General features: G+C 63.7%; 14 protein-coding genes. 9 read left to right on the top strand and 5 right to left on the bottom strand.

Annotated elements, in window-relative coordinates; genetic code table 11:
- Positions 1–52 precede the first annotated feature (52 nt).
- From BV071_RS18350 to BV071_RS18340, 3 genes are all read right to left on the bottom strand, one after another.
- Positions 53–2,908 (bottom strand): Ig-like domain-containing protein, encoded by a 2,856-nt coding sequence (locus BV071_RS18350; RefSeq protein WP_035610368.1) that lies wholly within the window; start codon positions 2,906–2,908, stop codon positions 53–55.
- A gap of 941 nt (positions 2,909–3,849) precedes the next feature.
- The gene (locus BV071_RS18345; RefSeq protein WP_035610366.1) at positions 3,850–4,308 is read right to left on the bottom strand and encodes a tRNA (cytidine(34)-2'-O)-methyltransferase; all 459 of its coding nucleotides are present in this window, start codon (positions 4,306–4,308) and stop codon (positions 3,850–3,852) included.
- A gap of 15 nt (positions 4,309–4,323) precedes the next feature.
- Complete coding sequence (locus tag BV071_RS18340) at positions 4,324–6,381, bottom strand: S46 family peptidase (RefSeq protein WP_035610363.1); 2,058 nt, start codon at positions 6,379–6,381, stop codon at positions 4,324–4,326.
- A gap of 417 nt (positions 6,382–6,798) precedes the next feature.
- On the opposite strand from BV071_RS18340, the gene BV071_RS18335 reads away from it, so the two are divergent.
- The 3 genes from BV071_RS18335 (at position 6,799) to BV071_RS18325 (ending at position 14,728) form a co-directional block, all read left to right on the top strand.
- Positions 6,799–8,727: a heavy metal translocating P-type ATPase gene (locus BV071_RS18335; RefSeq protein ID WP_052573534.1), complete on the top strand. Its 1,929-nt coding sequence runs from the start codon at positions 6,799–6,801 to the stop codon at positions 8,725–8,727.
- Positions 8,728–9,272: 545 nt separating this feature from the next.
- Positions 9,273–14,054: an autotransporter-associated beta strand repeat-containing protein gene (locus BV071_RS18330; RefSeq protein WP_035610360.1), complete on the top strand. Its 4,782-nt coding sequence runs from the start codon at positions 9,273–9,275 to the stop codon at positions 14,052–14,054.
- Between the two features lie 146 nt (positions 14,055–14,200).
- Positions 14,201–14,728, top strand: coding sequence for a glutathione peroxidase (locus tag BV071_RS18325; RefSeq protein ID WP_035610358.1), 528 nt, complete (start codon positions 14,201–14,203; stop codon positions 14,726–14,728).
- A 252-nt stretch (positions 14,729–14,980) separates the two neighbouring features.
- Here the strand turns inward: BV071_RS18325 and BV071_RS18320 are convergent, their stop codons facing one another.
- Entirely contained in the window at positions 14,981–15,646 is a 666-nt protein-coding gene (locus BV071_RS18320; RefSeq protein WP_035610355.1) for a GntR family transcriptional regulator, read from the bottom strand.
- Between the two features lie 118 nt (positions 15,647–15,764).
- Here BV071_RS18320 and madL point away from each other — a divergent pair, with 118 nt between their 5' ends.
- The 4 genes from madL to BV071_RS33240 all read left to right on the top strand — a co-directional run bounded on the left by madL (position 15,765) and on the right by BV071_RS33240 (position 21,908).
- Positions 15,765–16,154 (top strand): malonate transporter subunit MadL, encoded by a 390-nt coding sequence (gene madL, locus BV071_RS18315; protein WP_035610353.1) that lies wholly within the window; start codon positions 15,765–15,767, stop codon positions 16,152–16,154.
- Complete coding sequence (gene madM, locus BV071_RS18310; protein WP_035610350.1) at positions 16,151–16,912, top strand: malonate transporter subunit MadM; 762 nt, start codon at positions 16,151–16,153, stop codon at positions 16,910–16,912. Before madL ends, madM begins: the two co-directional genes overlap by 4 nt.
- Positions 16,913–16,915: 3 nt before the next feature.
- The gene (locus BV071_RS18305; RefSeq protein WP_265594584.1) at positions 16,916–18,397 is read left to right on the top strand and encodes an acyl-CoA synthetase; all 1,482 of its coding nucleotides are present in this window, start codon (positions 16,916–16,918) and stop codon (positions 18,395–18,397) included.
- Positions 18,398–18,761: 364 nt separating this feature from the next.
- Positions 18,762–21,908 (top strand): GDSL-type esterase/lipase family protein, encoded by a 3,147-nt coding sequence (locus tag BV071_RS33240; protein WP_052573533.1) that lies wholly within the window; start codon positions 18,762–18,764, stop codon positions 21,906–21,908.
- A gap of 197 nt (positions 21,909–22,105) precedes the next feature.
- On the opposite strand, the gene BV071_RS18295 is transcribed toward BV071_RS33240, so the two are convergent.
- Complete coding sequence (locus tag BV071_RS18295; protein WP_035610347.1) at positions 22,106–22,948, bottom strand: endonuclease/exonuclease/phosphatase family protein; 843 nt, start codon at positions 22,946–22,948, stop codon at positions 22,106–22,108.
- Between the two features lie 153 nt (positions 22,949–23,101).
- On the opposite strand from BV071_RS18295, the gene BV071_RS18290 reads away from it, so the two are divergent.
- Both BV071_RS18290 and BV071_RS18285 read left to right on the top strand, forming a co-directional pair.
- A complete protein-coding gene (locus tag BV071_RS18290; RefSeq protein ID WP_081886078.1) occupies positions 23,102–23,893 on the top strand; it encodes a carbohydrate-binding family 9-like protein in 792 nt (263 codons plus the stop codon).
- A gap of 4 nt (positions 23,894–23,897) precedes the next feature.
- Positions 23,898–25,481 carry a hypothetical protein gene (locus BV071_RS18285; protein WP_035610344.1) on the top strand — a complete coding sequence of 528 codons (1,584 nt, stop codon included), beginning with the start codon at positions 23,898–23,900 and terminating at the stop codon, positions 25,479–25,481.
- Positions 25,482–25,537 lie beyond the last annotated feature (56 nt).

Raw genomic sequence — 25,537 nt, 5'->3', positions numbered from 1 at the left:
GCTGCCTCAAACCTGAAATCCGGGAGCGCGGCAATCGCAATCTCCCGCGATGTCAGGGCAGCTCCCGGACCCGGACAAAGCGGCGTGGTCCGGCGGGCATGGAGAAGCTGTACTCGGTCACGAGGCCGTTGCCAAAGGCTTGGCCGAGAGTGGTCCATGCCCCATTCGCCATGGTCGGTGAGAGTTCGATCGAATAGTTGCGGCCGTTGAAGGAGGTCCACCGCACTTTTGAAGTTTGGCCCGACTTCAGGGTCTGTGAGTCGATCGAGAAGCGGTCCCAAGGCCGCAGCGCGCGGAGCTGGATGTCGTCGATGTAGGCGGAGGAGAAAGAGCTGCCCTGGGTGCGGAACTCCATCGTGCCCGAGAGATTGGCGAGCTTGAGCAGGGGCAGGCTCAAGGTCTGCGTGGTGGCTTGCTGCTGACCGCCAGCGTAAAATTCGAGGGCGATTCGCCCGTCCCGCCAAAGGGTGCGGATCTTTGAAAGCTGACCACTGCCATTCGGCACCGAGACCGTCTGCAAGGAACCATCGAAGCCGACCTCAAGGCGAGTTGGATTCTGCTTCAAGGCGACGCGCCACCAGCGGAAAGCATTGTCACGCCAATAGACCCCGCTGTCGCCATCCGCCCCAAAGCGCAGTTCCACCGTCTGGATACCAGCGGGAACCGTTTTGGTCGCGCGGATGAGCGCCGAGTTATTGGCGCTGGCCTGGAGGCGGCCATTGACGATGCCGCTGTCGATGACGAATTCCGGATCGACCTGCCAGCGCTGGCCCAAGGTCTGGTTGTCGAAATTGATCAGCTCCTCGAAGACCGAGTTATCCCCGTTGGATCCCGGATTGTAGAGATAGAGCGGTTCGATGGCCGAGGTCTTGCCGACTTGGTCAATCGCCATCGTCTCGATGAGGTTCGAGCCGGGCAGGGGGTTGAGCAGGAAAGACCAGTTGTTGAAATTCTGGAAGACCTGCACCCAAGCGCCGCCATTGACCCGGTAGTAAACGCTGGCCAAGGCGCGGTCGTCGGTGGCTTCGCCGGTGACGGTGATCCCGCCACCGATGGTCATGCCATTCTGTGGCTGCTGCCACTTCGCCACGGGTGGCGCGAGGTCGGGAATCTGGATGCGGACGGTCGATGGCGCGGCGAGGCGGTAGCGATTGCCAGCCAAGTCCACCGCTTCCATCTCATACCAATAGCGTGCCTCGGTGCCGGGCATATCTTGGGCCGTCAGGGTAACCGGGCCGTTGCCAGTGGCCGGGCGATAGGCGACCACCTGCCAGACTCCGGGAGAGGCTTCACCGGTGGCGCGATAGAAATAGACACCGGCCAAGCCACTGCCACCGCTGTCGCTGGCCGTGGCGGAAAGCTGGATCGCTTGATTCGGCAGAGCCGAGACCGGCGAGACCGAAAGGTTGTTCAGAGTCGGCAAGGTCACGTCGCCAACCACGACACCCGCAGCCAGGCCCAACTGGGTGATCTTCGCGTCCCCGGATTCAACCGCGCCGCTGCCGTCCGCATCTTGCCAGGCCGCGACGATGAGATCGTAGCTTCCAAAGGGGATGTCCGCGGGCAGCTGGAAGCTGCGGGTGAACTGGGTCGGAACATTACCGCCCGGCACCGAGAAGACGAGATCCCGCGCGGCGTCGGTGTAGTTGCCCACATTTGCCCCGATGATCACCGGCTGGGGTCCGGGGGAGGTCGCGGTGCCTTTGATGGTGAGCATCTGGCCCTTGCCCGCCGGTTTGGGAGTGACCGTGAGATTCGAAAGCACGACCGGCTGGGGTGCCGGCGGCATGCTCCGGAAAGTCCAGGTGCTGCCCTGCACGACGGTGCCGTTGCCGCTCACGGAATCGATCCGCCAGTAGTAATTCTGGGAGGCCACGAGGGCACCGGTGTTCCAAGTCCGCGGTAGGCCGCCATTCAACTTCAGAGTCCCGGCCGCGGTCAGCGCCGGATCGGTGCCGAAGCGGAGTTGGAGGTCTTTGGTATTTCCGCCGACGGTCCACTCCAGGGCGACTCCCGCGAGCGGAACGCGGGTCTTGCCATCGGTCGGCAAGGGATTGGAGGCCGGCGAGGCGTTCTGAACCGGCAGGGTGCTCTGGGTGAGATATTCCTCCACGCTCCAGCCGGTGATCCCGTGATCCCACTGGATTTGATACCACAAGTGCTGGCTGGTCTGAATGCCCTCGGTGATCGAGGCGATGGTCGGTCCGGCCAGAATGGTACCCGTATCACCGGTGAGGATGGAGCGGTTGAAGGTGCCTCCCGCGGTGGTGCGGATGCCGCCACCGGTCGTCCACGCGCGGACGCGGGTGCCGGCTGCGACGCCCGTCGGCAGGACGGTGGGGTCCACGGCGCGCGCCGCGGTGCGCGCCGCGGAGAGGCGGGCCGGCTGCCAGGCCGTGCCCTGCATCACGCTGGTCCACTTGCCCCAGAAGCGGCCGCCTCGCGAAATTCCCCAGGCTCGCCGCACCGCGACAGTGGGGTCGAAGGCATCGGCATTGGTGATGGTGGAGTGCACCACATCGTTGATCTGCCACAGGCCGCGGCAATGACTGACCACCTTGCCCCGGCCGCCACCACTGAGGTTGAGGATCTGGCCCACCGGCAGCATGGTGCCATCGTAGTACGGCAGCGAGGCCATCCGCGGTTTGCCGTTGGGATAGAAGAGCGGCTGGTCCGAGCTATTGATTTCCTGCAGGCTGTTGCAAACTGCATCCGGATCGAAGGATGACTCGGCGGATGCCACTGCGACGGCCGTCATCAGGGAGCCACCGCGGAAGCCTTGGTTGTAGGCGAGCTGGGCGACCTGCGCGGCGGTCATGGGCGGCTGGTCGGCGCTTGCCACGGAAAGGGTGGAGAACGCCGCAAGCAGAGGCCCTGCTACCTTGGAGAGGAATCCGGTAGAGTTCATCGGGCTTTCCTGAATATATGGAATGCCGATATCCTCAAGTAGATAGCGTTTCCTAACAGGCTGTGGCAGTTGCCGCTAACAGAGGGTTAGGTTGTTGGGTTGGGGGATAAATTGGTTTGCGGAGAGGCGGGAGGAGCGGATTTGGACCGGGATGGATCGGATCTGGGAGGAGGAAGGTTCCGGGGCGCGGTGAATTGTTAGAGTGGTTCGGAAGAATGGGGTGGCTTTGAAGGGGAACCACGGATTTACACGGATGGACGGATTAAAGGCAGGGGAATGGATGGGGTTGGGTGTTCCGGGATATTGAGGACGGGGAGGAAAGGCAGATTTGAGATTTGGGATTTCGGATCTCAGATCGGGAGGGGTTTTCGTTGGGAGACGTGGTTCGATCTGCCTTTGAAGAAAAGCCGTGAATCTCGGGCAGTGGCGAAGCGGGAGGGCTGATTCGTTCTGATAGAATGAGCGCGCCGCGAGATGCACTCGAGAGCTGTGGATGACCCCAGCAGTCCGAGGGCGGCTATGCCGCGGTTGTCCGGGGGGTATGGATGATACGAAGCAGAGCCGTGGACGTGGGGCACGGGCGGAGCGGGAGGGCCGATTCGTTCTGATAGAACGGGCGCGCCGCGAGGCTGCATTCGAAAGCTGCGAATCATCGCAGCAGTCCGAGGGCGGCTATGCCGCGGTTGTCGGGGGGCACCCGGGATGAAAGCTCCCCGCCCGGTGAAGCGAGGCGGGAGGCCTCGCGGTCCCGGGGAGGCTGGGAGAGGACGTGGGGTCGGGCAGCCGCGGAGCGGGAGGGCTGATTCGATCTGATAGAGTAGGCGCGCCGCGAGGCTGCATTCGAGAGCTGCGAATCATCGCAGCAGTCCGAAGGCGGCTATGCCGCAGTTATTCGGGGGCACAATGAGTGTGCGTGAAGCCGACCGGCCGACCGCAGGCGATTAGCCGCAAGCGCGCTGGCGGACTGCTTCGTAGAGGGTGATGGCGACGGCGGTGGAGAGGTTCAGGCTGCGGGTGCCGCCTTCGATCATGGGAATGCGGATGCCTTGGTCACCGGCGGCGAAAACCATGGACTCGGGGAGGCCGCGGGTTTCGCAGCCGAAGACGAGGTAGTCGCCGTCCTTGAACCCGGCGTCCCAGTGGGCGCGGGTGGTTTTGGTACTAAGGTACCAGTACTTCGCGTCTGCCTCCGCCGCGGCTTGCAGGTCGGCAAAGGATTCCCAGACGCGGAGGTCCACATCCTTCCAGTAGTCGAGGCCGGTGCGCTTGACGTGCTTGTCATCCAGCGAGAAGCCGAGCGGCTTGACCAGATGCAGGCGCGAGCCGGTGGCCAGGGCGAGACGCCCCGCGGCACCGGCGTTGTGCGGGATTTCGGGCGCGACGAGAACGATGTGGAACATGAATGAGCGGCTTATTTACTGCGTGATCTCCTGAGTCACGCGCTTCGCGCCGTAGATCTTGTCGAGGGTCTCCAGCATGCCCGCGGCGTGGACGGAGACGCAGCGGCCATTGCCCTCGTGGTAGCCGAAGCCGAGTTTCAGGTTGTCCTGGTTGCCATCGAAGACGAGGCCGACGAGTTCGCCCTTCTGGTTTACCACCGGGCTGCCGGAATTGCCGCCGGTGATGTCCGCCGTGCAGACGAAATTGAAGGGGGTATCGCTCGCGATCTTCTGATCCATGCCACTCCAGGTCGCGGGCAGTTGGAAGGGCGACACATGGCCTTGGAGTTCCGAGCGCGCGAAGAGGCCGCCCAAGGTGGTCGCGGATGGCACATCACTGCCGCCTTCGCGATAACCCTTCACCACGCCGAAGGCGAGGCGCAAGCTACCGGTGGCGTCCGGATAGTTGGAATCGCCTTCGATCGCAAAGCGTGCGGCCGAAATCTTCTCGTGGGCCTGCTTCACCGTTTCGTCGATCGCCTCGAACTTCTTGCGGAGTTCGCGCGACTCCGGATCAACCAAGCGTGCGAGATCGAGCATCGGATCCTCGCAGGCGGCCAGCGCGGTACGGCCGCCTTCGTAGAGGCTCTTGCGCAAGCCCACGTCGATCAGGCGGGTCTTGGAGACCAGCTCCTCGGCCCGCTCGCGCGGCGGCTTGCCGGCCATGATCTTGGCGACCAAGGGATCGTCCGCGCCGAGCTTGTTGCAGAGAACGGTCAGCGAGCTGGCCAGCTTCTCGGCCTCCATGTCGCGGTAGATCGGCTCGTCGGAGAAGAGATCGAGCTCCAGTGAGATCTTTCCGGCGTCCTGGAATTCCTTGAGGCGCTCGCGGTTCGGCTTCTCGCGCTCATCGGCGGCGCGAACCAAGGTGCGTGCGATCCCGAACAAGGAAGTGCCGAAGGCATTCCCCTCCCCTAACATGCGGCCGCGCAAGCCAAGCGTCTCGCTCTCCTTCTCCGCTGCCGCGATGCGATCGAAGGCGGCATCCGCATCCTTCCATTCCTCCTTCGCGCGGAAGGACTCGCGGAGGGCCTTCTCCGACTGTGCCTTGTGGGCCATGAAGCTGGCATCGAGCAAACCTTCCAGGCGCGCGCCCACTGCCTTGCGGCCATTGCGGATGCCGGTGATCGAACCGGTGGCACGGCGGCGGTTCTCGCGGTCGCGAGCGGCCCATGCTTCCAGCACCGCCTCGCCGCGATAAATCTGCTCCATGCGGAAGGGCAGGCCGTCATCGCGCATCGCCTCCAGTTCGGCGTAGGTATTCAGGCGGTTGGTGCGGCCCGGGTGGCCGGCGATGAAGACCAGTTCGCCATCCTTCGCGCCGGCGGCATTCCACTTCAGGAAGTTCGGCGTCGCGGCTGGCTTGCCGTCGCGATAGACGCGGAAGAAGCAGAGATCGAGGCAGTAGCGCGGGAACTCGAAATTGTCCGGATCGCCGCCGAAGGTCGCAGCTTGGGCATCCGGGCAAAAGACCAGGCGCACATCCGTGAAGCGATCGTAGCGGTAGAGGTGGTAGGCACCGCCCTGATAGAGCGTAATGACATCGCTGCGGAAACCGGTGGCATCCTGCGATTCCTTCTCAATCTCCGCGATCACCGCGCGGCGGGCCTTCGCGCCGTCTTCCGCGCTGGCACCCGGCTTCACCGCGGCGCGCACGCGTGCGGTCACATCCTCGATGCTCATGAGGACATTCATCTCCATGTCCGGACAGCGCAATTCCTCCTCCAGAGTGGCGGCGTAGAAGCCGTGGTTGTAGAGGTCTTTCTCACGCGTGCTGAGCTTCTCGATCATGCCGGAGCCGACGTGGTGGTTGGTCAGCACCAGGCCATTCGCCGAGACGAAGGAGCCGGAGGCGCCGCCGCCGATCTTGACCGCGGACTTCTGCAGGTGCTCCAGCCAAGGCGGGGTCATCTCGAAGTTGTAAGCCGACTTCACCTTCGCGACCGGGGGCTTGTTGAAGAGCCACATGCCTTCGTCTGCGTGGCTTGCGGTTGCCAAGGAGAGAGCTGCTGCTGCCAAAATCCGGGTGCGCATGGCGGCGGAGCATAGGTAGTGCCTCTTGGTCTGCAATCACGGTGTGGTGACTGGGGAGAGGCGAAATCATCAATCACCAATCTTCCAATCATCAATCGAAGTGTTTTGAAGAGGATTGGCTGGCGTGAGAGGCCTTGGGCGTGGGCTGAGGCGGAGAGATCTTGCCGGTGGTGGCCTGCCAGGCTGATACGCGGGATTTCCTCATGCGAGGGGGTGAAGGATGCTCTCCTTCCGGTGATGGATTTTGAACAGGAGAAGGACAAGGAGGGAAAGACGGGTTGGGCGGAGGTGTGATTGGGGAGGACGGCGCGGATCCAAGCTCACTTGGCTCCAGCGCTGGAAGGCGACGCGGATCCGACTATTCCGTGGCGTTCCGGTCGAGCGGGTCTAACATGGCCAGTCCCCGTCCCTGTCACCATGCACGACCACAACCGCGACCATGCCCACGGTGAAGATCACGATCACGGCCACAGTGAGCCCGGCTGGCCCTGGCTGCTGGGCTCGGCGATTATCTGTGGGGTAGCGACCCTTACGGGGGTGCTTTTGCAGCGGACCGATGCTCCGCCGCAGCTTGCGCTCGGCCTCTACGCGCTCGCCTATCTCTCCGGCGGCTGGGAGGCGGCGCTCGATAGCCTCAGCAATCTGCGGCGCTTCCGGCTCGATATCCATTTCCTGATGCTCGCGGTCGCGGTCGGTGCCGCGATCATCGGCGCGTGGTGGGAGGGTGCCGCGCTGCTCTTCCTGTTCTCTCTCAGCGGGGCCTTGGAGGCGATGGCGATGGCCCGCACCGAGCGGGAGATCCGCAGCTTGTTCCAGGAAGCACCGAAGCAGGCGCTGCTGGCAAGCCCCGATGGCAGCACCCGGCAGATCGCGGTCGCGGAATTGTACCCCGGGGCGATCGTGAGGATCCTGCCGGGCGAGCAATTTCCTGCGGATGCCCGTGTCACCGGCGGGGAGAGCGCCGCCGATGAATCCTCGCTGACGGGCGAATCGCTGCCAGTGGACAAGGCCCCGGGCGACCACCTCTTCGGCGGGACGCTGAATACCTGGGGGGTGCTAGAAGCCTCAGTCACCCGTGCGCCCGGGGACAGCGCGCATGCCAGGATCATCCACCTGATCCGCGAGGCGCAGGCCAGCAAGGCGCCTTCGCAGCGTTTCACCGACCGCTTCGGCACCGCTTACACCCTAGGGATCCTCGGGTTTTCCTTCCTGATGTTCCTGTGGTGGCACCTCGGGGCCGGGCTTCCCGCATTCTATGGCGCTACTCCGGAATCATCCGCCTTCTACCGGGCGATGACCCTGCTGGTGGTCTGCTCCCCCTGTGCGCTGGTGATCTCCATTCCCAGCGCGATCCTGGCCGGGATCGCGGCCGGGGCGCGGCGCGGGATTCTCTTCCGCGGCGGGGTGGCGCTGGAGAACCTGGCCACGATCAATCGTCTGGCCGTGGACAAGACCGGCACCCTGACCAAGGGCGAGCTGGAGCTGGTCTCCTGCGAAAGCTCGCCTCCCGGCCGGGAAGACGAACTGCTCGCCCTCGCCGCCGCCCTCTCGGCGAATTCCACCCACCCGCTGTCCCGGGCGATCGTGAAAGAGAGTCTGCGCCGCAAGCTGCCCGCGCCCGGCGAGGTTAGCGGCTTCGAGTCGATCTCCGGCCAAGGCCTCGAAGGCAGCATCGGCGGCCGCATCGTCCGGCAGGGCCGGCGGGCGATGTTCAGCGGGGATGCCTGGCTCTCCGCGCTGCCCGACCCGCAGCCGGGCCTGACTGAGGTGCTGGTGCAGGCGGGCGAGGATCTCCGAGGCCGCATCCTCCTGCGCGACGCCCCGCGCAGCGAGGCCGCGCCGCTGATCCGCCGGCTGGCAGAGGAGCAGATCCGCGTGACCATGCTAACCGGCGACCGCCCGGAGTCCGCGGAGCTGATCGCCAAGGAGCTCGGGCTCGCCGAGTTCCGAGCCGGCCTGCATCCGGAAGACAAGGTGAAGGCGATCCGCGACTGGCGCGCCGCGGGCGAGCGCGTGGCCATGGCCGGCGACGGGGTGAACGACGCGCCCAGCCTAGCCGCCGCGGACATCTCGATCGGGATGGGACTCCGCGGCTCGGACGCCGTCCTAGAGCAAGCGGACATCGTCCTCACCCACGACCGGCTGGAGCGGATCGTGGATGCCCTCAGCCTTAGCCGCCGCTGCCGCCGGATCATCCGCGAGAACCTGGCGATTTCCCTGGGCGTGGTGGTGATGCTCGGCCTCGCGGCCCTTGGATCCCGCCTGGCGCTGCCTCTGGGCGTGCTCGGCCATGAGGGATCCACCGTGGTGGTGGTCTTGAACAGCCTGCGTCTGCTGCTGCGCTAGGGCTCCCAAGGGGACGGGTTTAGTCCTTGTCCCCTTAAAAGGTTGAAATATGACACAAAATCCTTCCCGGACCTGTCCGGGAGCGAGGGCGACTCCCCGAAAGTTTAGATACCTAAAATTGCATAACTGGGAGAGTGGTATGACAACCTGCTTACCAGTCGCGATAGAATGCGAACCGCGCGATCCGGACGTTACCTAACTGCTAGGGCGCAAAAGCCGCGTACAGCATATCCTTCGGGCTGAGATCCTTGGGTTCCAAGGGGCCACTTTGGTTGCGTAAAATTGCGGTATCAGACCTGTTTGCAAACAAAGTTGTTTTCTTTGAAAACAGCCTTGGTATATAAAAAACAGACTGCGGTACCTCCTAGACCGCAGCCGAACCCAACCCAACCCAAAAAGCCCAAAACCCCGCAACCGGGTCAGTCCCCCGGTGCAACATAACGACCCCGATTTTTCCGGGTTGCTCGCGCTTCTTCGCCCGCATGCGGGCTCCGGGAACGTGTGCACTCGTCACTTGTCCCCCCCAATTTCGACCCCAAACCCCAATGAAACAAACCCCGACCACGCCGCTCATTACCCGTGAATCCCTTACGGCCACAGCCTCCCACAATGCCCGCTGGTTTGCCCGGCTGGTAGTAGGCGGGATCCTGAGCTCTGCCGTAAGCCAAGCCGCGATCGACAATATCTGGAACGGATCGGTCGATTCGAACTGGAACACTCCGGGCAACTGGAGCTTCGGACATGCCCCGGTGAAGACGGGGACGGAGGCAACCAATGAGCACGGGGTGATCGATTCCACGACGGTGAATATCCCGACGATCACGGTCGATATGACCCCGATCCCGACCGACATCATCCTGCGAGGCGTGAGCAGGCTGGATCACCGCTCGGGGATCGCGACCACCGGCGGCGGCAACTGGATGTTCGTGGGATCCACGACTGGCAGCAACTCGGTTTACAACCTGGCCAACACCACCACAGCGGGGGGCGGGATCAGCGGCTTCGCCCAAGGCTCCGGCACGATGACCGCCAACGGCGGCCGCCTCTACGTGGGCGGCAACAATGGCGGGGCCAGCACCGGGATCGGCAAGGTGAACATGAACACCACCGGCAACCTGAACATCGGCAACCGCCTCTACGTGGGCGCACGCGGTGGCAACGGCACTTTCAACATGGAGTCCGGCACGATGCCGATCGGCAACGATCTGGCGCTGGGCACCGGCGGCGGCACCGGGGTGATGACGGTGACTGCGGGGACCATCACCACGGGGGGCTGGAACTTCATCGGCAAGAACGAAGATGGAACAGGCTCCAATGGCTCCCTGTTCATGAACGGCGGCACGCTGACCAACACCGGCCGCACCTACGTGGGCCAGAACACCTGCACCGGCCTGCTGAAGCTCTCGGGTGGCGACTACCTGAACGTGAACAACGAGCAGTTCATCCTCGGCGAGGATGTGAACTCGAACGGCACGGTCACGGTGGACAACACCAACTCCGACCTGCAGATCGGCGGGGAACTCTGGATCGGCCAGAATGGCGGCACCGGGGTGGTGAACCTGAGCGCGGGTAACATCAGCGTGGGCAACTGGCTGGCCATCGGCCGGGCCAACAATGCCACCGGCACGCTCAACATCAGCGGCACCGGCGTCTTCACCAAGAACTCCAACCAGGAGTTCATCGTGGGTAGCGACGGCACGGGGGCGCACGGCACCATCAACCAAAGCGGCGGCACGATGAACGTGGGCACCGTCGCGGTCAGCATCGGTCGCGCGGGTGGCAGCTTCGGAGCGTACAATCTCTCCGCGGGCACGGCCACGTTGGGCGGGACCCTGCGGATCGGCGAAGGCGGCACCGGCACCCTGACCATGACCGGGGGCGCCTTGAGCGCACCTAATGTGGATGTCGCCACCGGCGGCGGTTCGGCCGGCCACATTGATTTCGATGGCGGGACGCTCTCGACCAAGCGGATCAACGGCGGACCAGGCGCGGATGTGGTGGAATTCAACGGCACGCAGATCACCTCCAACGGGATCGAGCCGAACTTCATCAGCAATCTCGACACCGCCGAGATCCAAGTCGGCGGCCTGAAGATCAACAGCAATGGCAGCCCGATCGGCATCCCGCAGATCTTGAGCGGTGCCGGCGGCCTCACCAAGAGCGGTGCCGACACGCTGACGCTGACCGCAGCCAACACCTACACGGGCGCGAATACGGTGAACGGCGGCAAGCTGTATACCACGACCGACTCCGTGGGCGGCGGTGCCTTGACAGTTGCGAACGGTGCTTCCTTCGGGGTGACCGCGACCTTCTTTGATGCCCAGTTCAACGCGGCCAGCGCCTCCTTCGGGACCGGCGGTGCGACCAGCCTGGACATCAACTACAACGCGATCGCGGGGAATCCCTCGCTGGCACCTGTGAACGTGACGGGCGCCCTGACCATCAACGGCACCGCGACGATCAACCTGACGGGCCTGCTGCCGCAGGTGGGCAGCTTCCCGCTGGTGAAATACAACAGCACCACGGGCGGCACCTTCACCCTCGGCACCTTGCCTCCCGGCATCCAGGCCACGCTGGTCCACGACACGGTGAACAAGCTCTACCGGCTGAATATCACGGCGGTGGCCCTGCGGAGCTGGACTGGCAACTTCGACAACGAATGGAGCACCCGGACGACCACGGGCACCCAGAACTGGCTCGATTCGATTGCGAACACTCCGGCCTTCTTCGCGAACGGGAATCCGGTGACCTTCGACAACAGCTTGTTGGTCCCCGCCAATAGCGCGATCAACATTCCCGGCACGGTCACGCCAAGCGGCATGACCTTCGACAACACGATCGATGTGGACTACAGCCTCAGTGGTGCTGGTCAGATCTCGGGCACCGGCGGCCTGCTCAAGCAGAACACCGGCAACCTGACGATCTCGACCGCGAATACCTACACCGGCGTCACCACGCTGGCAGGGGGAACCACCAGCGTAGCCACCTTGGCTGCGGGCGGTGCGGCCAGTCCGCTGGGTGCAGCTCCGGCGGCTCCGGGCAATCTGGTCTTCGCGGGTGGCACGCTCGCCTACACCGGTCCGGCTACCACCAACAATCGCGGTTACACCGTGGGAGCAGCCGACAATGCGGTCATCAGCACGCTGAAGATCACCAACAACCTGGAGATCTCCGGGCAGATCGCCCGTTCCCTGGGTGGCTTCGTCAAGGATGGTGCCGGCACGCTGACGCTGTCCTTCCCGGGCGCGAACGGTCTGTCGAACAACGGCCTGACGGTGGCAGCAGGTGGCTTGGTCCTCAACGGCACGGGCCAGACCAACGCGGTGGCAGGTCCCCTGCTGATGCGCTCCGGAACCGTGGTGAGCCTGCTGAACAATGCGGCTCTCTCGGTCACGGGAGAAACCCAGATCAGCAATACCGCTGGCACGGCCGGGGCGATGACGCTCGCCGGGACATCCGTCTACAATGCCGGAGCCCAGCTGCTAATTGGCACCGGCGTGAACGGCACCGCGGGCTCGCTGACCATCGGCGGCAGCAGCACGCTCAACCAGACCGCCGGATGGCTCGCAGTCGGCCACACCTCCACCAGCACCGGAACGCTGACGGTGAAGGAGAACGGCACCTACAACCACACCGGCAATGACTTCAACGTCACCGACCTGGATAATTCCATCGGCAACTTCAACCTGCAGGACAACGGCACCGTCCACTCGGTGACGACCTTCTGGGGCAAGAACACCGGCACGGTCGCCACGGTTAGCATCAGCGGCACCAGCACCTACACCGGCACTGGTAGCTTCTTCGTGGCGCTGAACACGGGCTCCAGCGGCACGGTCACCATGACCGGCGGCACGGTCAGCCACACCGGGGGTGAGTTCATGATCTCCCGCGATGGTCTCGCGGTGTGGAACCAGAGCGCCGGCTCGGTGAGCGCCAACGGCTGGATGATCCTGGGCCGCAACGCCACCGGCGACGGCACGCTGAACATCTCCGGCGGCACCTTCACCCAGACCCAACTCGACCGGCCGCTGATGGTCGGTGAGTTCGGCAAGGGCACGGTGAACATGACCGGGGCGGCGCAGGTGACTTCGCTGGGTGCGAACGGGCTGATCCTGGCGAACGAACCGAGCGGCACCGGCACCATGAACCTGGATGGCGGTCTCCTGACTGTGCGCCGGGTGCGTGAGGGCAATGACAACAACGGTGGTGTTGGCGGCGAGAGCCACTTCAACTTCGACGGCGGCACGCTGAAGGCCGGCGCGAATGCGAATGCCAACTTCATGTCGAGCCTCAACAGCGCGATCATCGAGGACGGCGGTGCGATCATCGACAGCAACGGCCAGACCATCAACATCGGGCAGGGGCTTGATGATGACGGCACCGGGCTGGGCGGGCTGACCAAGATCGGCGCCGGCACGCTGAACCTGAACGGCACCAACACCTATCTGGGAACGACCACCGTCAGTGTCGGGACGCTCGGCGGCACCGGCACGATCAAGGGTCCGATCTCGGTCAGCAACGGCGCCTCGCTGGCACCGGGTGCTCCGACCGGAGACCTGTTCGCGGATGGCAACGTGAGCTTCGCTGTTGGCGGTAACTTCGCGATCAACCTCAGTGCCACCGAGCCGACGACCGGCCATCTGGTCGCTACCGCCAACCTGAACATCACCAATGCCAACCTGGTGATCACGGGAACTCCAACGGCGTCGACCTACATCATTGCCGACTACGGCACCAAGACGGGCACCCAGTTCGCCAACCATGCGGCGGTCTCGGCAACGCTGCCTTCGGGCTACTCGATCAACTATGCCTACCAAGGCGGCACCCAGATCGCGATCGTGCGGGCGGCAAGTGCCTTCGAAACCTGGGCGAACGGCTTCTTCCCGGGCGAGACCGATCCGAACATCGTGGGACCGAATGCGGACCCGGATGGTGACGGCAACAGCAACGCGCTCGAGTTCGCCTTGGGTGGCACCCCGAACAACGGCTCGAGCGGTCCGAAGGTCTACAACCTGATCGGTGACGGCAACGATGCTGGCACGGCCAACGAGTTGTTGCTGACCATCGCGGTACGCAGCGGAGCGCCGGTCTTCGCCGGAGCGCCCTCGCCCACCGCCGCGAAGGACGGTTACACCTACACGGTGCAGGGCAGCCTGAACCTGGCGGCATTCACCAGCCCGGTCACGGTGGTCACCCCGGTCGTCACCACCGGCCTGCCGGCGGCACCGGCGGGGTATGAATACCGGACCTTCAGCCTGACCGCCAGCGATGGCTTGGCCCAAGGCTCGAAGGGCTTCCTGCGGGTGAACGTGACTCCGACCCCCTGATCGGTCCGATTCGATCCTTGAAGTGATTCAATTCCAGCCCCGGCCGCCCTCAAGGTGGCCGGGGTTTTCTTTTCCCTCCGGTTCCACCCCGGATGGCGTGGAATAAGCGATAGCAGGATCGCTCCTATCGCCGTATTTCTCCCGCCATGCGCCACTTCCTCGCTTCCCTCGTCCTCTTCGCCACCGCTACCGCAGCGGATCTCACCAGCATTCCCTTCAAGACCATCTCCGGCAAGGAGACCAACCTGGCCGAGTACAAGGGCAAGGTGGTGCTGGTGGTCAACACCGCTTCCAAGTGCGGCCTGACCCCGCAGTACGAGAAGCTCGAGGCGATCTACGACAAGTACAAGAAGAAGGACTTCGTGATTCTCGCCTTCCCTTGCAACGACTTCGGCAACCAGGAGCCGGGCACGGCCGAGGAGATCAAGGAGTTCTGCAAGGACAACTACAAGGTCAGCTTCCCGCTGATGGAGAAGGTCCACGTCAAGGGCGCGGAACAGCATCCCCTCTACACCGCACTCAGCGGCAAGGAAGGCGCCTTCCCGGGTGATGTGACCTGGAACTTCGGCAAGTTTTTGATCGGGAAGGATGGCAAGCCGATTGCGCGCTTCGAGCCGAAGACCACGCCGGATAGCGCCGAGGTGACCGAGGCGATCGAGAAGGCGCTGAAGTGAGAAGAGGTGCGGCTCTGGAGGGCTGCTAATGAGCTTGGAAGCGATGTCTCCCCTGCTGTGCCGGGGATGCTTTGGAGCGAGGGGAGCTTTCGGGAAGACGTGGACTTGCACGGTCGCGGCTCGGGAGAGCCGCGCCACTTCTGCAAGACAGCGGAGACTTGGGGTGAAGCGCCACGCCCCCACGCTCGGCAAGCCTCGCGAAGAAAGGCGGGGGCAAGCCTCCGCAGTCCAAGGAGAGCCGCGCCACTTCTGCTACTTCTTGCCTGCGGCGGACTTCTCGTAGCTGGAGAGGAGGTCGTGGAACCTCTCGCCCTGGACGGCCACGTGGCTGCGCAGGGTATCGGCGGCGATGGCGGCATTGCCGTCCTTGAGCGCCTGGAGGATCTGCTCGTGCTCCGCCATCGATTGGCGCATGCGGCCGCGGGCACGGAGCTGCATCCGCCGGAAAGGGCGCAGGCGCTTCTGGAGCCGCTTCGCTTCCGTCACCAGGAAGCTGTTGCCCGCCGCCCGGTAGATCAGTTGGTGGAACTCTTCGTTGCGATGGTAGTAGGCGTCGGGATCCTCCTTCTCCAGTGCCTGCTCACAGGCCCGCGCGCTCACCGAGATCTCGGCCAGCTCGCCGGGTGAGATCCGCCGCGCGGCGAGGCGCCCGCAGAGGGCTTCCAGCTCGGCCATCACCTCGAACATCTCGATCAGCTCGACGATCCCGGGGTGCCGCACGAAGGCCCCACGGCGCGGGATCAACTCCACCAGCCCGGAACCGGCGAGCATTCGCAACGCTTCCCGCAAGGGAGTGCGCGACACGCCGAAGCGCTTCGCCAAACTGACCTCATCCAGCCGCTGTCCGTCCTCGAACTCGCCTTCCACGATGCGTTGTTCGATGTCTTCGCGGATCTCGTCGGCGCTGCGGCTCGTCATAGGTGCAGCAGCGTAGCGGCCGATCCCGGCTGTTCCAGACAGCATTTGGATTTTTGTATACAAGAATCGCCATTCTCCTCATGGTGCGCCGGTCCGCCTCCCAAAAACCCTCTCTGGTATGGCCATCTACGGAACGGCAATCCTATCCTTCTGCCTGCTCGCAGGCATGCTGATCGGCCGCGGGCTTGGCCAGCTGCTCGGCATGGAAAACAAAGACATCGGCGGCGTCGGCATTGCGATGCTGCTGCTGATCCTTCTAACCGATTGGCTCAAGAAGCGCGGCAATCTGCAGCCGCCCACCGAGTCCGGCATCCTCTTCTGGAGCGCGATCTACATCCCGGTGATCGTCGCCATGGCTGCCTCGCAGAATGTCCGCAAGGCGATCCACGGTGGCTATGCTGCGCTCATCGCGGGCGTCTTGGTCTCGGTTGCCTGTGTCGCGCTGGTGCCGCTCTTCTGCCGGATCGGCCGTTCCCGCGGCGAAGACTCTTCCCACCTGGACCCATGATGCAGTTCATCAAACCGCTGCTGGTGGAGTATCCGCTGATCACCGCTTTCGCGGTCATCGGCTTGCTGGTGGGCTTTTCCTATCTGCTGTCCGGTTGGCTGACCCGCGGCCGCCTGCATGGCTCCGCGATCGCGATCATGCTTGGCCTGGTACTGGCCTATGTCGGTGGAGAGATCACGAAGGGCGAGAAGGGGCTGGCCGACATTCCAGAGTTTGCCGGCATCGGCCTGATGGGCGGCTCGATGCTGCGTGACTTCGCCATCGTCGCCACCGCCATGGGCGTGCGCATGGAAGAGCTTCGCAAGACCGGTATCGCTGGAGTCGCCTCCCTGTTCACCGGAATCTTCGTCTCCTTCGTCGTGGGAGTCTGCGTGGGTTATGCCTTCGGCTACCGGGATGCGGTCAGCCTGACCACACTCGGTGCCGGCGCGGCGACCTTCATCGTCGGCCCAGTCACCGGCACAGCGCTCGGTGCCACCCCTGAAGTCATCGCGCTGAGCTTCGCGGCGGGGCTGATCAAATCGATCACCGTGATGGTCGGCACTCCTCTCGTCGCCCGCTTCATCGGCCTGAACAACCCGCGCACGGCGATGATCTATGGCGGCCTGATGGGCACCACCAGCGGCGTCGCCGGTGGCCTAGCGGCCACCGATCCGAAGCTTGTCCCCTATGGCGCGATGACCGCGACCTTCTACACCGGCCTGGGATGCCTGCTGGGGCCTTCGGTGATGTATTTCATCATTCGCTCGATCTTCTGACAGATGGTGGAACTTCCCTTGATTGCCCGGGCCCGCGCCCATGAAGAGCGGATCGCCATTCATGCCGATGGCCGCTCCTACTGCTACGCGGATCTGCTGCGACGCTCCGAGACGATCGCGGCCGTTCTGTTAGACGGTCGCGCTGATCTTCGGGAAGAACGCGTGGCCTTCATGGCACCCCCGGGCTTCGACTACGCAGCGCTGCAATGGGGAATCTGGCGGGCTGGCGGGATCGCCGTACCGCTGTCCACCCAAGTCACCGCGCGGGAACTGGACCACGTGCTGGGCGACTCGGACATCAAGCTCATCCTCACGACTCCGGCCTACGCCAGCAAGCTGGACCCCGGCCCGCGCCGCCTGCTGGTCATCGAAGAAGGGACTAGGGCTGAGTGCTCCTTGCCCGACATCGCAGCCACCCGGCGGGCAATGATTCTCTATACCAGCGGCACCACCAGCAAACCGAAGGGCGTGGTGAGCACCCATGCGAACCTCCAGGCGCAGATTGAGGCCCTGGTGAACGCGTGGGAGTGGAGCGCGGAGGATCGCATCCCGCTCTTCCTGCCGCTGCATCACATCCACGGCATCATCAATGTCCTCGGCTGTGCCCTGTGGTCCGGCGCGATGATCGAGGCCTTCCCGCGCTTCGATGCGGAGCTGATCCTGCCGCGGGTGAAGGCGGACGCCTACACGCTCTTCATGGCGGTGCCGACGATCTACGCGAAGCTCGTCGATTTGTTAGGTGATGGCGCGTCGGATCTTGCCGCCGCCTTCGGCCGCATGCGCCTGATGGTCTCCGGCTCGGCGGCCCTGCCCGCGGGGCTCCACCGCCGCTGGCATGATCTGACCGGCCAGCATCTGTTAGAACGCTACGGGATGACGGAGACCGGGATGATCCTCTCCAATCCGCTGCAGGGGGAACGCCGTCCCGGTGCGGTGGGCCAGCCCTTGCCCGGCGTAGAGGTCCGGCTGCGCTCCGAAAGCGGCGAGACCCTGCATGGCGAGCACGAGCCCGGCGAGATCCAGGTCCGCGGCCCGGCGGTCTTCAGTGAATACTGGCAGCTTCCGGAAATCACCGCGGCCTCTTTCGAGGATGGCTGGTTCCACACCGGCGACATGGGCGTGATGGAAGATGGCTACTACCGCATCCTCGGCCGCCTCTCCGTGGACATCATCAAGAGCGGTGGCTACAAGCTCTCCGCGCTGGAGATCGAAGCCGCCCTGCTCGACCACCCGGCCATCCGTGAGTGCGCGGTGGTCGGCTTGGAGGATGCCACCTGGGGCGAGACCGTCGCGGTCGCCGCCGTCCCGGAAGCCAGCGCCCCACCGCTGGTGCTCACGGAACTGCAGCACTGGGCCAAGGACCGCCTCTCCCCCTACAAGCTGCCCCGGCACCTGATGCTGGTGGAGCAATTGCCCCGCAACGCGATGGGCAAAGTCGCCAAGCGCGAGGTCGCGACCTTGTTCACGGACGGGCCCTGCGCCTAAGAGGCTTTCTGAAAATCGGGATGGCAGAGCCTCTTCTCCAGAGGGCCGGATGAGAATGAAGCGGAGAACTCACGATGCGGCTTGTGGCCGCCGAGGTGCGACGGTCATAGACGCGCCGCTACAGGCGCGATAGGCGCTCTAGTATGCAGCTCATTCCCTAGATCAGGGCGATTTTTCTTCACCGCGAAGAAGCATCGGTATGTCCGATGCCATCGATTGTATACAATCAGATTGACCCGGTGTCCGATTTACACCTAATTGCAGACATGAGCCTCCCAAACCCGTGGCGTTTGCCCGGGGCCGGCTGCTGTCCCGCCCACATTTGAGCGCGGACTTCTCTACCCAACCTAACCCAGTCGAACCCATGTTATCCCGCAAGCTCCTCACGGGCTGGCGACCGGCCCTCTTGGCGGGTCTTGTCGCCGCCCTCGTCTCCTCACTCCATGCGCGTACCCTGTTGGTAGACTTCGGTCCCAACAATACGACGGATGGCAATGTCACTCCCTCCGGAACTCCGGTGATCAATCCCGGCAACGGCAGCACCGGTGTGGCCGACAGCAACGGCAACTTCTGGAACAACGTGGTGGGAGCCGGTGCCACCGGCGGCCCGGTCGCGATGAGCTACCTGAACCTCATCGATACCAGCAATGCCCCCACCGGCATCGGCCTGACCCTCGGTCCCAACTGGAAGTCCAATGGGATCCTGAATGGCGGCCTGCTAGCGCCGGATTCCGCCACGCTCGGCAGCTTCGCCATCGCGAAAGCCACCCAAGACTACCTTTTCATCGACGGTGGCAACGGCAACTACGCCACCCTCAACATCAACAACCTGGATCCTGGCAAGCTGTACAACCTGCGGCTTTTCGGCACGCGCAATACCACGGATGTAAGAAAGACGACTTACACCGTGACCGGGGGCAACGGGATCTTCAGCACTTTGCTGCAGACTTCCGGAACCGACATCGGGGGCGCCGGCATTCACGGCAACAACTCCACAATCGCTACGCTCAGCGGCCTGCAGACCGATGCCAGCGGCCAGCTGTCCCTGCGGGTGACCGCGACGGAAGGTGGCTTCGCCTATCTCGGCATCCTGGAGCTCAGCGAAGGTGACGCCGCTCCGGCGATCGTGACCAAGAAGGTGCGGGTGGACTTCGGCAGGCATGACGTGACCAACGGCAATCCGACCGTGAACCCGGACAGCTTCGGCAGCTACTGGAACAGCTTCGGGACTACCGCCAATGGCAGCGCCATCAGCAACCTGGTGACCACCACCAACGAGCCGACGTCACTGGGCATCACCCTGACCTCGGCGAACTGGCAGAACAACGGCATCAACAACGGCGGCCTGCTCGCCCCGAGCTCCGCGCTGCTGGGAGATCTGGCGGTGCCAACGGCAACCCAGGACTACTTCTTCAACAACGGCGCCACCGCCGTCTCGAATCTGACCATCCGGGGACTCAGCCCGACGAAGCTCTACTCCATGCGCTTCTTCGGCACGCGCAATGACCCATCGATCCGCCGCTCGACCTACACCATCACGGCGGGCAACGGGATCACGGCCGGCACCTTGCAGACCACTGGGCCCGGCATCGGCAACACAACCAACCCGGTGGCGACCTACAACGGCAACAACCGCAGCACCGTGGCACTGGGCAACATCCAAGCAAACTCCACGGGTGAGGTGAATCTGGCGCTCTCCGTGGCCCAAGGTGATTTCGCTTACCTGGGAATTCTGGAAATCGTCGAGAGCCTTTCCGTTCCGGCCCTGCCGCCGGTGGCGATCAACAACGACGTGGACCGCTGGACCTATCAGGACAGCCTGGATCCGGTCGCTCCCGGTGGAGTGCTCTTCGTCGGTAGCTCGAGCATCCGCCGCTGGGAAAACCTGACCAAGGATTTCGCGGACTACCGCATCGTGCAGCGCGGCTTCGGTGGCTCGCAGTTCTCGGATCTGAATCCGATCGTGCACCGCATTGTCACACCTTACCAAGCCTCGGCGATCGTCGTCTTCGAAGGCACCAATGACATCCGCGTGGGCAATAAGACCGGTGAGCTGGTCTTTGCCGACTTCAAGAGCTTCGTGACCACGGTCCGTGCCCAGCAGCCGAACGTGCCGATCTGCTACATCGGCATTACCCCGGTGCCCTCGTTCTTCGTGGATCCGAACCACGATCCACGCCGCCGCACCGCGAATACGCTGATCAAGGACTACTGCAACTCGGATCCGAACCTGAAGCTGCACTTTTTCAACACGAACGAGTTCCTGGACAACCTCCACGACACCGATCCGGTGGAATGGAACACCTACTTCGTGGATGACACCCACATGAACCGGAAGGGCTACAACCACTTCACGAGTGTGATCCGCCCTGCGCTGCAGGCGATCCTGGCTCCGAACAAGGTCGTGACGGCCAATCCGAATGCGCTGGTCGCGGGTGAGAAACTGTTCTTCGACTTCGGTCCAAGCGATGTGACGACCGGTGATCCGACCGTGGGTGCCGATGCGCGCGGCAACTTCTGGAACAACTGGTACCTGACCAACGGCGGCATCACCATCAATGCCGGCGAGCACCTGCCGAACCTGGTCCGCAGCACCGGCACGAACACCGGCATCCGCATGACCATGAGCGGCGGCTTCCTCTGCAATGGCAAGGCACCCTTCGGGGGCCTCTTCGCCCCGCAGCAGGGTCTGCTCGGCGAGCTGGCAACGGAGACGGCCACGCAGGACTTCTTCTACTCCACCGCGAACGACATCAACGACGCAACGAGTGACGACGTTCCCGGCGGCTTCATGATGGAAGGCCTGAACCCGGCGCTGAGCTACGAGTTCCGCTTCCTGGGTGCCCGCAACAATACCCAGACCCGGACCACCAAGTACGACGTCTACGGTAGCAACTCCGGCACGGCGAACCTGACCACCAGCGGCACCGCCATCGGCAGCACCGGCGCTGACATCAACGACGACGAAGCCGCGGTGATCTCCGGCATCCGTCCGGACGCCTTCGGCCAAGTCTGGGTGGATCTCACCCTGGTGCAGGGCGACTTCGCCTACATCAACGCGATGCAGATCACGGCCAGCACTCCGCCGGTCACGGGAACGCCGGTCGAGAACTGGCGCTCCGCGCACTTCAGCGCCGAGGAACTGAACAACCCGGCTCTGGAAGCGAGTGTCTGGGGCAACGATGCCGATCCGGATGGCGACGGGCGCTCGAACCTGATGGAGTATGCCAATGGCAGCGATCCCCGGGTGCAGGACTTCGAAGCACAGGACTTCGCGCTCGAAACGACCGGCGATGGCGATGTGCTCACCCTGCGCTACAAGAAGAACCTCGCCGCCACGGATCTGAGCTTCCAGGTCCAAAGCACCGATGCACTCGACGGATGGGACGACGTGCCTGACACGCTGGTCTCAACCGACGCAGGAATCGAAACCCGCAAGGCCTCCGTGAGCCGCACCGGCTTCCCGCAGCGCTGGCTGCGACTGAAGGTCGCGCTGGTCTCGGCGAACTGAGATCACGAGGACCGATCGAACGAAACTCCAAGGGCGGGGGCAGCGATGCTCCCGCCCTTTTTTGTGCCTGTGGAGGGCGGACACTCATGTCCGCCTGATGCCGGAAACGGCTCGCTGATTCCCGCCGGTTGGAGGAAGGTTCATCTCACCTCAAAGGCAGACAGGAGTGTCCGCCCTTCGCAGCGCTAGCGCGTTACTCACCAATCGAGGGTCGCTCTAACCGGGAAGTGATCCGAGGGCCAGTTCCCGTTCTTTGAGCTCCGCACGATCATGGATTCCAGGCCCTTCAGATCCGGCGAGGCGTAGATGAAATCGATCCGTCCGCGGTTCGTCACGCCGGTGAACTCGTGGAAGGTTCCCGACTCCTCGGGTGGCACGGAGGCGTTCAGGGTCTTCCAGATGTCCGCCATTCCGGTGGCCCGGATCGCGGCGTGCAGCGGGTTGTCATCCACCGAGTTGAAGTCGCCTGTTAGAATCACCGGTCCTTGCGGCTTGCGCTCCGCGATCCGTGCGAGGATCAGGTCGGTACCCTTCTTGCGCGCCAGCTCGGAGGCATGGTCGAGGTGGGTATTGAAGAAGTGGAAGGTCCGCTTGGTCTCGCGGTCGTAGAGCTTCGCCCAGGTGCAGATCCGAGTGACGGTATTGCCCCAAGTGCAGGAGTTGCAGATCTCCGGCGTATCGGAAAGCCAGAAGGTACCGGACTCCTGGATGCGGAAACGGTCGGCCTTTACCAGCAGCGCGGCATACTCGCCCTGATCGACACCATCCTCGCGGCCGACGCCGATCACCGCGTAGCCCGGCAGGCGGTCTGCCAGGTCATTCATCATCGGTGGCAGGCCCTCCTGGATGCCGACGATATCCGCGGCGTCGTTCTTGATCAACTCCGCTGCCTGGTCGCGCCGCGCGGTCCAAGCCAGCTCACCCTTGTCGCCGGAAGTGATGTAACGCAAATTGTAGGTGAGCACACGCAGCGGCGTGGCCTCCGCCAAGCTGCTCGCCAGGATCCCCGTCACCACACAGGCCAAGGTTTTCAAACTCATGGCTAGAGAGTGCGGATGAATGGCTGCCGTCGTCGAATCCAAATGTGTTTCACCGGCGCGAGCGTTTCGTCACAGTCGGGAGAAGGTCGGCGCCCCTGAATTTGACTCTTCAAATTCCCTGCAGTTTCGCGTTGTTTCGTGGTTACCCGTCCGATGAAGCCATTCCTTTTCATCCTCCCCCTGGTCGCCACCGCCACTTCCTTCGCCGAGCCGCTAAGCTACGAGTGCCGTCGCTCCGAGCAGGCGCCCGTCATCGACGGCGATCTCTCCGACCCGGCCTGGCAGAAGGCCGCGTGGACCGGCGACTTCATGGACATCCGGGGCAAGGACCAGCCCGCTCCGCGCTTCCGCACCCGTACGAAGATGCTCTGGACCGCCGAAGGCCTCTGCGTCTGCGCCGAGCTGGCCGAGCCACATGTCTGGGGCACGCTGACCGAGAAGAACGCGATCATCTTCCACGACAATGACTTCGAGATCTTCCTGGATCCCGATGGCGACACGCTCAACTACTACGAGTTCGAGATCAACGCGCTCGGGACGATCTGGGAGCTGACTCTGGACAAGCCCTACTCGAGAGGCGGGACCGCCACCCATGGGACCAACCTGCCCGGGCTGAAGAGCGCGGTGAAGGTTCAGGGCACGCTCAACAATTCCAGCGATACCGACAGCGGCTGGAGCGTCGAAGTCTTCCTGCCATGGAAAGACTTGGCCAAGTATCAAGGCAGCAAGACCGCGCCGCCGAAAGCCGGCGATACCTGGCGCATCAATTTCTCCCGGGTGGAGTGGAAGCATGAGTTGAAGGAGGGCAAGTATGTCCGCATTCCCGCGCATGGTGCCAAGATCGCGGATGGCGAGCATCCCGAGGACAACTGGGTGTGGAGCCCGCAAGGCGAGATCGCGATGCATTTGCCGGAGCACTGGGGGATGCTGAAGTTCACGGAGTGAAGCGATGACGGAAGGTGAAAAGAATGCCTTGGGCTTCCTAGCAGCCAAGCTGAATGCCAATGATGCGCCCGCGGTCCGCAAGGCCTGCGTGGTGCTTCGGGACTCGTGGCCTCCGGAAACACTCGCGCCCTTGTGCATCTGCTACTGGCATGCTCCCGCCGAGATTCGGCAACTTATCGCAGCCACACTGCTCGATCTTGCCACGGCACTCCCGACGCCCCTCTGGCCAAAGATCGATGAAGAGATTCGCGAAACTTGGCCGCGTTACGGCCCGGCCCCGGCAGGCGACTTCCCGCCAGAGGCCGGCAGCGTTCTGGTCGCCTTGTGTCACCCATCCGGGCACGTCCGCGAGCGGGCTACTACGATAAGTGCCGTACTTCCGCCGCTCCTCGCCGCCAGCCTGCTACTGGTGCGCCTCAACGATTGGGTGACTGCGGTCGAAGAGCGTGCATCGTCTGAACTGGAGCCGACGCTCGACCGGCTTTCCTCTGCGGAGAAGATGGCCGTAGCACCGTTGGTAGCCCGGCTGCGGACTTGCGGTCGCCGTGCGAAAGGATGGTGGCACGGGAAGAGGCGAGACGAGGAGTCCGCGCAAATTGAGTTCTGGTTCGATCATCTCGCTGCCTTCTTCGATCCCGAAGCATGGAAGAAGCTCTGGGCCCCCTCACGGGGCGAAGAGCGTCGCGTCTATCTGGAACTGCTCAAGCGCTCCAAAATCAAGCCCGGTCCCGACATCCGGCGGAACCTCTTCGGAAGCAACGACCGCGCTGCCCTGCTGTGGTATATTCAGGATGTTCTTCCCAGCCTCGGCGAGGACGAGCGCTCTGAAGCGACCGAAGCCGTCGCCCGCTCACGCGCTGTCCCGGTGCGGCGACTCTGGCTAACCCGGCAAATGGAGCTTGATCCTCCCGCCGCCATCAAGGAGCTGGGGGAGACCCTGATCAACCGTAGCCGCAGCCTCCGCCATTTCGCCCGCTTTCATCTTTCGCGGCTCGCTCCAACGGATTTCGCCGCACACTACCGCGCCCGGCTTGATGTCCCGGAATTGGAGCCTTGGGCCCTCCGTGGCCTCGTGGAGGTCTCCTCTGCGGCGGCCCGTCCCGAAATTCTTGCCCGCTTGGAGAGCCCGCATCTGCCGACGAGGACGGCGGCGATCGAATGCCTGGATACCGATGCACTCGGAGAGCATATCGACTTCTTGCTGCAAACCATGGCATCAGATCTTCCAGCACCAGCTAGGGCTGCCCGCAAGCACCTAGCCAAGGTCACCACCCTCCTCGGCCCCCACCTGCTTGCCATCCCGGATCAAGTAGCTGCGCTCCCCATCGACGTCAGGTTGCACCTCGTCCGCCTGGCACCTTTCTTCGGGAAGTGGCACGGCTTGGAGTTCCTGCTGCAGATGATGCAAGACAAGTCCATGGTGGACGATATCCAGGAAACCCTGCGGAACTGGCAATACCGCGAGAACCGTTCCTTTATCCGCCTCGATCCCGCCAAGCGGGCCGTCCTCTTGGAACTTCTTGCCAGTGTCAACTTGGGAGAAGGCCTGAAGAAATCGATCCACTACATTCTTGAGCGCTCGGAGTGAGTTTCCGGGGAAGCCCACCAGCGAATTTTCGGCGGGTTTCCCGGCGGATTTCGCAT

This window comes from Haloferula sp. BvORR071 (assembly GCF_000739615.1).
Lineage (GTDB): Bacteria > Verrucomicrobiota > Verrucomicrobiia > Verrucomicrobiales > Akkermansiaceae > Haloferula.
The sequence above is the reverse complement of the archived record's forward strand: the minus strand, read 5'-3'. Positions and strand labels throughout refer to the sequence as shown.

Bases quoted from the DNA above. Each gene is read 5' to 3' on its own strand.
- BV071_RS18290 (WP_081886078.1), top strand. From the start codon at position 23,102: ATGAAGCCATTCCTTTTCATCCTCCCCCTGGTCGCCACCGCCACTTCC.
- BV071_RS18335 (WP_052573534.1), top strand. From the start codon at position 6,799: ATGCACGACCACAACCGCGACCATGCCCACGGTGAAGATCACGATCAC.
- BV071_RS18340 (WP_035610363.1), bottom strand. From the start codon at position 6,381: ATGCGCACCCGGATTTTGGCAGCAGCAGCTCTCTCCTTGGCAACCGCA.
- BV071_RS18325 (WP_035610358.1), top strand. From the start codon at position 14,201: ATGCGCCACTTCCTCGCTTCCCTCGTCCTCTTCGCCACCGCTACCGCA.
- BV071_RS18295 (WP_035610347.1), bottom strand. From the start codon at position 22,948: ATGAGTTTGAAAACCTTGGCCTGTGTGGTGACGGGGATCCTGGCGAGC.
- BV071_RS33240 (WP_052573533.1), top strand. From the start codon at position 18,762: ATGTTATCCCGCAAGCTCCTCACGGGCTGGCGACCGGCCCTCTTGGCG.
- BV071_RS18345 (WP_035610366.1), bottom strand. From the start codon at position 4,308: ATGTTCCACATCGTTCTCGTCGCGCCCGAAATCCCGCACAACGCCGGT.
- BV071_RS18330 (WP_035610360.1), top strand. From the start codon at position 9,273: ATGAAACAAACCCCGACCACGCCGCTCATTACCCGTGAATCCCTTACG.
- BV071_RS18320 (WP_035610355.1), bottom strand. From the start codon at position 15,646: ATGACGAGCCGCAGCGCCGACGAGATCCGCGAAGACATCGAACAACGC.
- BV071_RS18285 (WP_035610344.1), top strand. From the start codon at position 23,898: ATGACGGAAGGTGAAAAGAATGCCTTGGGCTTCCTAGCAGCCAAGCTG.
- BV071_RS18305 (WP_265594584.1), top strand. From the start codon at position 16,916: ATGGTGGAACTTCCCTTGATTGCCCGGGCCCGCGCCCATGAAGAGCGG.
- BV071_RS18350 (WP_035610368.1), bottom strand. From the start codon at position 2,908: ATGAACTCTACCGGATTCCTCTCCAAGGTAGCAGGGCCTCTGCTTGCG.
- madL (WP_035610353.1), top strand. From the start codon at position 15,765: ATGGCCATCTACGGAACGGCAATCCTATCCTTCTGCCTGCTCGCAGGC.
- madM (WP_035610350.1), top strand. From the start codon at position 16,151: ATGATGCAGTTCATCAAACCGCTGCTGGTGGAGTATCCGCTGATCACC.